Below are 11,724 nucleotides of genomic sequence, written 5' to 3' on the forward strand. Positions count from 1 at the left end.
GATGAGAATTACAGTACCAGCGACCAGTGCCAATGTCGGTCCAGGATTTGATTCTGTTGGAATCGCTGTTTCTAAGTATTTGACCATTGATGTGCTAGAAGCACAAGAAAACTGGTGGATTGAACATGACTTGGGTGAGGAGATTCCAAGCAATGAAGAGAATCTCTTGCTTCAAACTGCTCTCCAAGTTGCATCTGATTTGCCTCCTCATCGTCTCAAGATGACCAGTGAAGTTCCTTTGGCGCGTGGTTTGGGATCTTCTAGCTCTGTCATTGTAGCGGGGATTGAGTTGGCCAATCAACTGGGCAAATTATCCCTAAGTGATGAAGATAAACTAGAAATTGCGACAAAAATCGAAGGTCATCCGGATAACGTAGCGCCAGCCATTTTTGGAAATCTGGTCGTAGCGAGCTATGTGGATCAGCAGACCAATCATTTGGTCCTTCCCTTCCCTGAATGTGCTTTGGTAGCCTTTGTTCCCAATTACGAACTCAAGACCAGCGATAGTCGAAATGTCCTTCCAAGTGAGTGGACTTATAAGGAGGCTGTTGCAGCTAGTGCAATCGCAAACGTGGCTATTGCCGCCCTTGCTAAGGGAGACTTGAGAGTCGCAGGGAAAGCTATCGAAGCGGATCGCTTCCATGAACGCTACCGCCAACAGTTGGTTGTAGAGTTCCCTCAGGTGAAAGAAGTTGCACATCAACACGATGCTTATGCGACTTACCTTTCTGGCGCAGGTCCAACTATTATGACCTTGCTCCCTGTTGAACATGCAGAAGCCTTTGCCAAAGATTTAGAATCGAAGGGCTTAAATGGTCAGGTCTTCTCTTTGAAAATTGACACAACTGGTGTGAAGGTTGAGAAAAGCGAATCTTGATTTAATGAAAAAAATGATTAGATAGGCTAAATTAGTCTATCTAATTTTATTTATCTATGATAAAATAGTTCTATAAATCATTTGTCTATCAAATTATTTTAGGATAATAAATAATTATTCGAAAGATAGATAGAATTGTAAAGGAGATTGTAATTTTAATGAAAGACTTTGAACGTCATCAACTTGCTACGGAACTTGGATTCCAGTATGATCCTGAAACTTCATCTATTTATGGGGAAAATGCTGGCTATTTCTTCTTACTGAGTGAAACTGACACAAAAAATGTTTTTAGCATTGCACTTTCTGTGTCGCGTGATGATGCAGAAGAAGCAGCGGCTCAATTGCATCAAATGGTGAAAGACTCTTCTGTTTTGAAGAGCATTAGCCTCAACCAATATGTCACAACTTTCACTGTAAAAGCTGGAATGACCAAAACAAAAACGATTGAAAACGTTCGTCAAGCCTTAACAGAAATCCTGCAATTTTTGCAAACCAATGGCTTCTACACTGTTTGTGGTTACTCTGGTGAAAAAGGACCAGTTGGTCTCTATCAGATTGGAGATTCCCTCTTCTTGATGAACGAAGATAGTTTCCAAGAGCTCAGTACTCAACTAAAGATTGATACGGATTCGTATAATAGTCAGAAAGAAAATGTCCTTCTTGGAACAGTCGGTGCCTTTATTGGTGCCATTATCGGAGGAGCTGTTACTCTTTTCATTGCTCGCCTCGGCTACGTAGCTTTTTATGCTGGTTTTATCCTTGGTATCTGTGTTGTCAAAGGCTATGAAATCTTAGGGAAGAAATTTAGTAAACTTGGAGCAGTTATTTCTAGCATTCTCTTGTTAGTGACTATCGTTCTCGTGCAACAATTTGACTACGCTTTAGAAGCAGTTAAGCAACTTGGAGTCGACTTTAGTGATGGATTTGATTTGATCAATACCCTTGTTCTAAATGGTGAAGCACCTGAAAAATACTTCTTTAACTTCTTTATGTTGGCAGTCTTCACTATTATTGGGGGTGGTGTTGCCATTAGTTCAGCCTTGTCCACTCATAAGACACGTGGCATTGCACGTAAGATTGGCTAATTCAATTAACCCTTGTTTAAAAAAATCAAAACAGAATCGGTCTTTTGGCTGCTTCTGTTTTTTTACTTCTGAGTCGAAAAGTGGGCTGGTTTTTGTTATAATGGATAAGATAACGTATAGAAGAGAGTTGTGAGATGGAAATCCTAAAGCAAATCAAAGAGGAGTTGGCTGGTATTGAGATTTTGTTCAATGAGCCACTCAAACAATATACCTATACCAAGGTTGGAGGAGCGGCAGATTATTTAGCCTTTCCTCGCAATCAATATGAATTAAAACGAATTGTCACCTTTGCTAATGCTCAGGAAATTCCTTGGATGGTCTTGGGGAATTCTTCCAATATTATCGTCCGTGACAGTGGGATTGAAGGCTTTGTGATCATGTTTGATCATTTTCATGACGTCCGAGTCAATGGCTATGTGATTGAAGCGGAGGCGGGAGCTAAGCTAATTGATGTGACTCATGTAGCCCGCTACCATAGCTTGACAGGCTTTGAATTTGCTTGTGGGATTCCAGGTAGCATCGGTGGAGCAGTCTATATGAATGCTGGTGCCTATGGCGGTGAGATTGCCCATATTCTTCAATCATGTAAGGTCTTGACGCCAGAAGGAGAAATTAAAACCTTAACAGCAGAAGAATTAGCTTTTGGCTATCGCCATTCCAAGATTCAAGAAACTGGTGACGTAGTGATTTCTGCCAAGTTTGCCTTAGCACCTGGTAATTATGATCAGATCGATCAAGAAATGGCTCGCTTGACTCATTTGCGTGAGCTTAAGCAACCACTTGAGTATCCGTCTTGTGGTTCGGTCTTTAAACGACCAGTCGGGCACTTTGCGGGTCAATTAATCAGTGAAGCAGGATTGAAAGGGCATCGAATTGGTGGTGTGGAGGTTTCTGAAAAGCATGCCGGCTTTATGATCAATGTCGATCATGGTACTGCCAAAGATTATGAAGACTTGATTGCCCATGTCATTGCGACAGTTGAAAAATCATCTGGGGTGACCTTGGAGCGCGAAGTCCGTATTATTGGGAAAGATTAACGGTTCGAGATGGAATAGGGGCTACTCTAAGGTAGACCCTTCCTACTTTAGAAGGGGGGTGAGTGCCTATCGATACCGAAAATAGGTGGGGCAGTCTTATAAGTCCCCGAGAGGTGTTGGTGGTCTGACGGGTCCGCTCGTCAGCCTATGAGACTAATGGTTGGTCTCAGAAGGAAACGCATGAAAAAGAAGGAATTTATGTGAATTGAAAAAACCAATTATTGAGTTTAGAAATGTCTCAAAAGTATTTGAAGACAGTGATACAGTGGTTCTCAAAGACATCAACTTTGAGTTGGAAGAAGGGAAATTCTATACCCTCCTCGGTGCTTCAGGATCTGGTAAATCAACGATTCTGAACATCATTGCTGGTTTGTTAGACGCTTCGACAGGAGATGTCCTCTTGGATGGTGTTCGGATCAATGATGTACCGACCAATAAACGGGATGTCCATACCGTCTTCCAATCCTATGCCCTTTTCCCACATATGAATGTGTTTGAGAATGTTGCTTTCCCTCTCCGTTTGAAGAAAGTTGACAAGTCTGAAATCGAGAGACGAGTAACAGAAGTCCTCAAGATGGTTCAATTGGGAGGCTTTGAGAAACGGTCCATCCAGAAACTTTCTGGTGGTCAACGCCAGCGGGTAGCCATTGCACGGGCGATTATCAATGAACCGCGAGTAGTCCTCTTGGATGAGCCCTTGTCTGCCCTTGACTTGAAGTTACGGACTGACATGCAGTATGAGCTCCGTGAATTGCAACAACGCTTGGGTATTACCTTTGTTTTTGTAACCCACGACCAGGAAGAAGCGCTAGCGATGAGTGACTGGATCTTTGTCATGAACGAAGGAGAAATCGTCCAATCAGGAACGCCAGTTGATATCTACGATGAGCCCATTAATCATTTTGTTGCGACCTTTATCGGTGAGTCCAATATCCTTCCAGGGATCATGATCGAAGACTATCTAGTAGAATTCAACGGTAAACGCTTTGAGTCAGTCGATGGAGGGATGAGACCAAACGAACCGGTCGAAGTCGTCATTCGTCCCGAAGACTTGCGAATCACCCTGCCCGAAGAAGGTAAGCTCCAGGTAAAAGTGGATACCCAACTGTTCCGTGGGGTACACTATGAGATCATCGCCTATGATGAATTGGGAAATGAGTGGATGATCCACTCAACCCGTAAGGCTATCGTAGGAGAGGAAATCGGTCTGGACTTTGAGCCAGAAGATATCCACGTCATGCGTCTCAATGAAACGGAAGAAGAGTTTGATGCTCGGATCGAAGAGTACGTCGAAGTGGAAGAGCAAGAAGCCGGATTGATCAATGCCATCGAGGAGGAAAGAGATGAAGAAAACAACCTCTAACCTCTTTGTGGTTCCCTACTTTCTCTGGATCCTCCTCTTTGTCTTGGCTCCCGTAGTTTTGATTATTTGGCAATCCTTTGTTAATGTCCAGGGACAGGGTTCCTTAGAGAACTACCAAACCTTTTTTACAGCGCAGAATTGGACCTACCTCAAGATGAGTTTTAACTCCATTCTCTATGCTGGAATCGTCACCTTTGTGACGCTCTTGATTTCTTACCCGACAGCTTATTTTTTGACCCAGCTCAAACATCGCCAACTCTGGCTCATGCTGATTGTCCTTCCGACCTGGGTCAACCTCTTGCTCAAGGCTTATGCCTTTATCGGGATCTTTGGTCAAGGGGGATCTATTAACCAATTCTTGAGCTTCATCGGAATCGGTCCGCAACAGATCCTTTTTACGGACTTTTCTTTCATCTTTGTTGCTAGTTACATTGAGTTGCCCTTTATGATCCTTCCTATCTTCAATGTTTTGGATGATTTGGATCCAAACCTCATCAATGCTAGCTATGACCTAGGAGCTAACAAGTGGGATACCTTCCGTCGAGTTGTCTTCCCACTGTCTATGAACGGGGTTCGCTCGGGTGTTCAGTCAGTCTTTATTCCAAGTTTGAGTCTCTTCATGTTGACGCGTTTGATCGGAGGAAACCGGGTCATTACTCTGGGGACTGCCATCGAGCAACACTTTCTCACAACACAAAACTGGGGAATGGGATCCACCATTGGGGTGGTCTTGATCCTTGCTATGCTCTTAGTCATGTGGGTAACGAGAGAAAGGAGTGAACGATGAAAAAGATTTCACGTATCTATTTAGGATTGATTTTCCTGCTCCTTTATCTCCCAATCTTTTACTTGATTGCCTATGCCTTTAATGCTGGTGGGGATATGAATGCTTTTACAGGCTTTACCTTGGAGCATTTCCAAAGTCTCTTTGAGGATACGCGTCTCATGTTGATCCTCTCACAGACCTTCCTCTTGGCCTTCTTGTCAGCCTTGATTGCGACTATTATTGGGACCTTTGGGGCAATCTACATTTACCAGTCTAAGAAGAAGTTTGAAGGACCATTTTTGTCCATCAATAACATCCTTATGGTGGCACCTGACGTTATGATTGGGGCTAGCTTCCTGATCCTCTTTACGACCATCAAGTTCCAGCTGGGCTTTGCTTCTGTCTTGATGAGTCACGTGGCCTTTTCTATTCCAATCGTGGTCTTGATGGTCTTGCCGCGCTTGAAGGAAATGAACCGTGATATGGTCAATGCGGCCTATGACCTAGGAGCTACTCAGGTACAGATGTTGAAGGAAATCATGCTTCCTTATTTGACACCTGCCATCATTGCTGGTTACTTTATGGCCTTTACCTATTCCTTGGATGACTTTGCGGTGACCTTCTTTGTTACAGGAAATGGGTTTACGACCTTGTCTGTTGAGATCTACTCACGGGCTCGTCAAGGGATTTCGTTGAATATCAATGCCCTTTCTGCCTTGGTCTTCCTCTTCAGTATCTTACTGGTGGTCGGCTATTACTTCATCACTAGAGAGAAGGAGGAGACAGTATGAAAAAACTCTATTCATTCTTGCTAGGGATTGTCGTGGTCATCCTCGTGTTAGCGGGACTAAGTGCCCGTCTTGAAGCCAAGACCAATCCAAAAGACAGTGACAAGCTGGTCATCTACAACTGGGGAGACTATATCGATCCAGAATTGCTCAAGGAATTTACCAAGGAGACAGGCATTCAAGTCCAATACAATACCTTTGATTCCAATGAAGCCATGTACACCAAGATCAAGCAAGGGGGGACGGCTTACGATATTGCCATCCCAAGTGAATACATGATCGCCAAGATGATGGACGAAAACTTGCTTGAAAAGTTGGATAAGTCCAAACTAAAAGGCTTAGACAATATTGACCCACGTTTCTTGAACCTGAATTTTGATCCGGACAATCAGTACTCAGTTCCTTACTTCTGGGGAACTCTTGGTATCATCTACAACACCAAGATGGTGGATAAGGCACCTGAGCACTGGGCTGATCTATGGAGACCAGAGTACAAGAATGACATCATGATGTACGATGGGGCGCGTGAGGTCATGGGGATTGGACTCAATAGCTTAGGTTATAGTCTCAACTCCAAGGATCCTCAGCAACTCCAAGAAGCTGTTGATAAGCTTTATACCTTGATGCCCAATATCAAGGCACTTGTAGCCGATGAAATGAAAGGCTACATGATTCAAAACAATGCGGCTATTGGGGTGACTTTCTCCGGTGAGGCCAGCCAAATGCTAGAGGCCAATGAGGACCTCCGCTATGTCGTCCCATCAGAAGCCAGCAACCTTTGGTTTGACAACATCGTCATTCCAAAGACGGTGAAGAATAAAGAAGCAGCTTATGCCTTTATCAACTTTATGCTTCGCCCAGAAAAAGCATATAAGAATGCTCTCTATGTCGGTTATTCCACACCGAACAAAGAAGCTAAGAAGATGCTACCAAAAGAGGTCCAAGAAGACCAGGCCTTCTATCCAAGTGATGACACGCTAAAGAACTTAGAAGTCTACGAACAACTTGGCAAGAAGTGGTTGGGCGTCTATAACGACCTTTACCTACAAGTGAAGATGTATCGGAAGTAGGAGAGTGAAGTAATAAGATACAAAAAAGAAACAAGCTCACAGCCTTAAAAAGAGGATGTGGGCTTGTTTTTTTTGAGAACACCCTAATCATTGGGTGTAAGTAGAAATATGGTTCAATATATAGTATAATGAAGTGATATGCTTAGAAGGGAATGTAGAAGGATTGAGAACTTCAGAATTGCTAATTATTATTCCTGCTTATAATGAAAGTGGTAATATTGAAAAGACAATTAAGATGATTGAGGAACATACACCAGAATTTGACTATGTTATTATCAATGATTGTTCCACAGACAATACTCTTGAAATTTGTAAAAGGAATCAATTTAATGTCATTGATTTACCCATCAATTTAGGAATTGGTGGCGCTGTACAAACAGGATATCAATATGCAGTTAGACATGGCTACCAATACGCTGTCCAAGTAGACGGAGATGGCCAACACAATCCTGAATTTATTAAAAAAATGTTAGAAGTTCTTCAAGAACAAGAAGTCAACATGGTGATTGGTTCACGTTTTATTGAAAACCAAGGGTTTCAATCTTCTTTCTTAAGAAGAATTGGAATTACATTTTTTGAAAAGTTGATTAAGATTTTGACTGGTCAGAAGGTAACAGATCCTACATCAGGATTGCGTGTAGCAGATCGAAAAGTCATTGAAGAATTTGCTAAGCAGTATCCAAGTGATTATCCTGAACCAGAGACCATAGTGTCGCTTTTAACCTCAGGCTATTCCGTTGCAGAAGTCCCTGTATTAATGAATGAACGCGAACACGGGGAATCTTCTATTACCTTAAGTAAGTCGGTTTACTATATGATTAAAGTGACAATGGCCATGTTATTGGCTAGAATAGGTGGAGGATATAAGAAATAAGATGCTAAATATTTGGTTGACCATTATTGTAATTGTTTTTATGCTTTATATTCTACGACTCGTTGCAAAGAAACTCGTTGAAATGAAAAATGTTATTTCTTGGCTCATTCTTTGCTTGCTTTCGCTGCCGGTCATTTGGTTTCCTAATTTGATTGGACAATTGTCAAAGATGTTAGGAATTCAAGTTCCAAGTAATCTAGTCTTTTTCTTAGGTTTTTGTTTACTTGTTTATTTAAATTTCTCTTTGACTCGTATAACTTCAAAACAGTCTGTTCAAATTCGACAATTAGCACAAAAAATAGCGCTACAGGTAAAAGAGCATGAAGAATAATGAGCCTGTTTCAACTGAGAAGGTGTATTTTTGGAATCTGTTAGGAAACTTGGCATTCGCTGGATCATCTGTGCTATTTACATTAATCGTTACACGAATGACCTCTCCAATGGAAGCAGATTCCTTTAGTCTTGCTTATGGAATTGCTGCGATTCTTGTGGTGGTAGGCATGTTTCAGGTTCGAAGCTACCAGGGGACAGATGTCCATTATAGACATTCCTTTACAAGCTATAGTATTGCCAGAGGTCTCTCTCTCCTACTTATGGTGGCTATCTTCTTTCCTTATTTATTTATTTCGGGGATTGATCTTCATGAGAGTTCAAAAATTACCATTATCGCCTTATATGTTCTCTTTCGAATGTGTGAGGCAATTTCTGATCTTTTCCATGGACTGTTTCAGCGTCAGGAACGATTGGATATTGCTGGCAAATCAATGACGATTCGTTATTCTATTAGCACAATCCTTTTATTGGTATTTTTACTTGTCACAAAATCATTGACCCAGTCCTTGCTTTATTTAGTTCTTTTAAATTTCATTTTTGTATTCTCTTATGATTACGTAAAATCAAAAGAATTTGAGTCCATTGATTTCTCAGTGAAAAATCTCAAAAGTAACTTGTTTGATGCAATTGCTATTTTAAAAAATTGTATTCCTCTTTTTATTAGTGGATTTTTACTAGCTTATATTTTCAATGAGCCTAGAATCGCCATTGACTCTGAAATCAGACTGGGACATTTTATTGCAGGTACACAACGGGATTATAATATTTTGTTTATGCCTGTCTTTTTTATGAGTCTCTTTATTTTAATCCTTAGACCCTTAACAACTCAGTTAGCGATCTTATGGAAGAATAAAGACTTGAAAAAATTCGATGCTATTATTAAGAAATTGTTTGTGATTGTCTTGGGAGTTGGCTTGATTTTGAGTGTACTAGCCTATTTGATTGGGACTCCAATTTTAAGTCTTGTTTTTGGCTTACCTTTATATCAACATAGCAGTACTCTAGCTATTCTTGTTTTCTCTGGTATCTTGTATTCTCTTGGGATCGTTTTTGGAGATGTCATGACAGTTATTCGCAAACAAACTTATTTATTGCCTGTATATTTGTTCATGTTCATAACTTCCAAACTGACAAATGACTATTTAGTACATAGATTAGGGCTTTTGGGAGCTTCTTTAAGCTTTTTAATCGTGATGTCCGTTTATTTTAGTGGAAGTTTACTTGTTTATTTTGTTGCAAGAAAAGTAGAAAGGAAGGACTATGCTCGTTAATCAACAACACACCTGGGTAATTTGTGCTTATGGAGAGAGTGAATATTTAGACGCTTGTATTCAATCCTTGAAAAAGCAAACTCTCCAATCGCAGATTATTTGTTATAGTTCAACACCATTGGATTCGATCAAAGAACTTTGCCAGCGTTATGATATTCCATTTTATACGAAGCAAGGTGGGGGAATTGGCAAGGATTGGAACAATGCCCTGTCTTTTGTAGAGACAAAATATGCAACCATTGCCCATCAGGATGATTATTATGAGCCGGAATATGCTGAAAAGGTATTGGCTAAGATGGAGAAACATCCAGATGTGTTAATTGCCTATTCTGATTATTTTGAAGAAAAAGACGGCCATAAAATTCCTGCTAATACGAATCTGAAGATCAAAACCTTGATGTTAAAAACCATGAATCTTTTCCCAGCAAGTCATTTCTGGCGCAACCGTGTGATGGCTTTTGGAAATCCGATTTGTTGTCCAGCTGTAACCTATCATCTTGAAAATCTGAAGAATTTCTTTTTTGATGAAGGAATGAGAGTGAGTTTGGATTGGTACGCATGGTATAAGATCAGTGAGTATAAAGGTCGTTTTGCTTATGTATCTGATAAGCTTATGTGCCACCGTATCCATGGAGAGTCAGAAACATCAAAAACTATTGCAGACAACACTCGAAGTAAAGAAGATCTATATATGTACGAACTCTTCTGGCCCAAATGGATTGCTAAGTTGTTGATGAGACAATATGTGAAGAGTCAAAATTCGAATAAGTAGGAGAAACTGATGGGATATTTTGTTGATAGTTATGAGCGAAATAAAAAGTATTTAGTAGCTTTCGCAGTTCTGGCCTTTTGTATGACAGTCATTTATACAAAGCGTTTAGTAGATTTTCCTAAAATTGGTGTGCTGCTATTTGTAGTATTTGCTTTTCTCATTTTTCTTTTACCGAAGAAAAATATAGGGACCTTCATTGCTATGCTCATTGGTGGTCTTTCCTTTGCTTTCATTACACCTGTTTTGAATACGCCCGATGAACAAGTTCACCTATCAAGAACCATTCATATTGTTGAAGGTGACGTAAATATGGGAAATAAAAATATCCATATTACGGAAGATTACTTTGATGTATATAAGAACTTCAAAAAGCCGTTTACTAAATCTTCTTTATTTGAAGAAGGGCAGACGACCAAACAAGTGAAATTTGGGAAAGAAACGGACTACAGGGCAACCAACTCATATTGGTTTATTGGTTACATTCCTCAGGCTCTTGGATTCGGGATTGGAAAATTTTTGAACTTGAGCGTAGGAGTCTCCTATTACTTAGGTCGAATTTTTAATGTCATCGCTTACTGTATTTTAGCTCTCATTGCCATTAAATTAAGTGGAAAAGCGAAGCAGTTGATGACAATGGTTGCGATGTTTCCAATGAATCTGGTTCTAGCTGCTTCTTATAATCAAGATAGCGTAGCCTTAGGTTTAACCTACATCATTATTGGATTGTTCTTGAACTATGTAACAGATGATGAAAAAGTTGTTAGCATCAAGGATTTATTGCTGTATGCTTTGCTTTGTATCATCCTTGTTACAATGAAACTTCCTTATGTTCTGCTTGTGGGATTATTGCTATTTATACCGAGAAAGAAAATGAAGTGTAAAAACTACTATCTCATTTCTCTCGCCTTGATTGTTGCTGTCTTTTTATTTACGATTTTTTGGTACGTTCTTACCCAGCAAGTTCGAATTGAGAACTTTAAACTGGAAGGTGCAGATGTAAAAGCTCAAGTTATTAGCATCATTTCAAAACCTCATTGGTATTTACCAGTGATTTTGAAGGAGATGTTATTATCAGTCAGTCATTTAAATCAGCTTTATACCTTTGGTTGGTTAGATTTATCGATGTCAGAGGTTCTTATTCCAATCTATGCTCTTTATACCTTGATTACTTTTTCAAATTTTGGGAAGATCAAACTTCCGAAAGTATCAGTAGTAGGAGCAAGTTTGGTTTCTTTTGCAATTGTTGGGTTAATCTCTTTAACCTTGTATCTAACCTGGACACCAGTTGGAAATTTTGAAGTTTTAGGAGTTCAAGGTAGATACTATTTAGGAGTTGTCGCTCTGTCTCTACCAGTTATTTGCAGTTTGTTTAAGCAAAGAATTTCAGATGAACAAAAGTTCACGGATCATTTTGTAGTAGAAAGTAGTCTCATTATTATAGGTTTAACTATACTACAAACAATCTCTGTTTTATATGCTGTTGTATAA

At 40.0% G+C, this 11,724-nt stretch carries 12 protein-coding genes; all 12 read left to right on the top strand.

Annotated elements, in window-relative coordinates; translation table 11 throughout:
• Position 1: 1 nt before the first annotated feature.
• The 12 genes from thrB to QM873_RS04390 all read left to right on the top strand — a co-directional run bounded on the left by thrB (position 2) and on the right by QM873_RS04390 (position 11,724).
• Positions 2–877: a homoserine kinase gene (thrB, locus tag QM873_RS04335; RefSeq protein WP_414278877.1), complete on the top strand. Its 876-nt coding sequence runs from the start codon at positions 2–4 to the stop codon at positions 875–877.
• Positions 878–1,035: 158 nt separating this feature from the next.
• Positions 1,036–1,962 carry a hypothetical protein gene (locus QM873_RS04340; RefSeq protein WP_350018561.1) on the top strand — a complete coding sequence of 309 codons (927 nt, stop codon included), beginning with the start codon at positions 1,036–1,038 and terminating at the stop codon, positions 1,960–1,962.
• 134 nt (positions 1,963–2,096) lie between these two features.
• Positions 2,097–2,999 carry a UDP-N-acetylmuramate dehydrogenase gene (gene murB / locus QM873_RS04345; protein ID WP_343093736.1) on the top strand — a complete coding sequence of 301 codons (903 nt, stop codon included), beginning with the start codon at positions 2,097–2,099 and terminating at the stop codon, positions 2,997–2,999.
• 205 nt (positions 3,000–3,204) lie between these two features.
• The gene (locus tag QM873_RS04350; protein ID WP_129821952.1) at positions 3,205–4,362 is read left to right on the top strand and encodes an ABC transporter ATP-binding protein; all 1,158 of its coding nucleotides are present in this window, start codon (positions 3,205–3,207) and stop codon (positions 4,360–4,362) included.
• Positions 4,343–5,149 (top strand): ABC transporter permease, encoded by an 807-nt coding sequence (locus QM873_RS04355; protein ID WP_048687974.1) that lies wholly within the window; start codon positions 4,343–4,345, stop codon positions 5,147–5,149. Before QM873_RS04350 ends, QM873_RS04355 begins: the two co-directional genes overlap by 20 nt.
• Positions 5,146–5,919 (top strand): ABC transporter permease, encoded by a 774-nt coding sequence (locus QM873_RS04360; RefSeq protein ID WP_048687979.1) that lies wholly within the window; start codon positions 5,146–5,148, stop codon positions 5,917–5,919. Before QM873_RS04355 ends, QM873_RS04360 begins: the two co-directional genes overlap by 4 nt.
• Positions 5,916–6,986 (top strand): ABC transporter substrate-binding protein, encoded by a 1,071-nt coding sequence (locus tag QM873_RS04365; protein WP_414278878.1) that lies wholly within the window; start codon positions 5,916–5,918, stop codon positions 6,984–6,986. Before QM873_RS04360 ends, QM873_RS04365 begins: the two co-directional genes overlap by 4 nt.
• Before the next feature lie 163 nt (positions 6,987–7,149).
• Positions 7,150–7,860 (top strand): glycosyltransferase family 2 protein, encoded by a 711-nt coding sequence (locus QM873_RS04370; RefSeq protein WP_414278879.1) that lies wholly within the window; start codon positions 7,150–7,152, stop codon positions 7,858–7,860.
• 1 nt (position 7,861) lies between these two features.
• Positions 7,862–8,191 carry a DUF2304 domain-containing protein gene (locus tag QM873_RS04375; protein ID WP_414278880.1) on the top strand — a complete coding sequence of 110 codons (330 nt, stop codon included), beginning with the start codon at positions 7,862–7,864 and terminating at the stop codon, positions 8,189–8,191.
• Entirely contained in the window at positions 8,181–9,464 is a 1,284-nt protein-coding gene (locus tag QM873_RS04380) for a lipopolysaccharide biosynthesis protein (RefSeq protein WP_414278881.1), read from the top strand. Before QM873_RS04375 ends, QM873_RS04380 begins: the two co-directional genes overlap by 11 nt.
• Positions 9,454–10,236, top strand: a complete 783-nt coding sequence (locus QM873_RS04385; protein ID WP_414256687.1) for a glycosyltransferase family 2 protein — start codon at positions 9,454–9,456, stop codon at positions 10,234–10,236. Before QM873_RS04380 ends, QM873_RS04385 begins: the two co-directional genes overlap by 11 nt.
• Positions 10,237–10,245: 9 nt before the next feature.
• Entirely contained in the window at positions 10,246–11,724 is a 1,479-nt protein-coding gene (locus QM873_RS04390) for a DUF2142 domain-containing protein (RefSeq protein ID WP_414278882.1), read from the top strand.

The sequence above is a fragment of the Streptococcus australis genome, from assembly GCF_047463015.1.
Taxonomy (GTDB): Bacteria; Bacillota; Bacilli; order Lactobacillales; family Streptococcaceae; genus Streptococcus; species Streptococcus australis_F.

Bases quoted from the DNA above. Each gene is read 5' to 3' on its own strand.
- thrB (WP_414278877.1), top strand. From the start codon at position 2: ATGAGAATTACAGTACCAGCGACCAGTGCCAATGTCGGTCCAGGATTT.
- QM873_RS04340 (WP_350018561.1), top strand. From the start codon at position 1,036: ATGAAAGACTTTGAACGTCATCAACTTGCTACGGAACTTGGATTCCAG.
- murB (WP_343093736.1), top strand. From the start codon at position 2,097: ATGGAAATCCTAAAGCAAATCAAAGAGGAGTTGGCTGGTATTGAGATT.
- QM873_RS04355 (WP_048687974.1), top strand. From the start codon at position 4,343: ATGAAGAAAACAACCTCTAACCTCTTTGTGGTTCCCTACTTTCTCTGG.
- QM873_RS04360 (WP_048687979.1), top strand. From the start codon at position 5,146: ATGAAAAAGATTTCACGTATCTATTTAGGATTGATTTTCCTGCTCCTT.
- QM873_RS04365 (WP_414278878.1), top strand. From the start codon at position 5,916: ATGAAAAAACTCTATTCATTCTTGCTAGGGATTGTCGTGGTCATCCTC.
- QM873_RS04375 (WP_414278880.1), top strand. From the start codon at position 7,862: ATGCTAAATATTTGGTTGACCATTATTGTAATTGTTTTTATGCTTTAT.
- QM873_RS04380 (WP_414278881.1), top strand. From the start codon at position 8,181: ATGAAGAATAATGAGCCTGTTTCAACTGAGAAGGTGTATTTTTGGAAT.
- QM873_RS04385 (WP_414256687.1), top strand. From the start codon at position 9,454: ATGCTCGTTAATCAACAACACACCTGGGTAATTTGTGCTTATGGAGAG.
- QM873_RS04390 (WP_414278882.1), top strand. From the start codon at position 10,246: ATGGGATATTTTGTTGATAGTTATGAGCGAAATAAAAAGTATTTAGTA.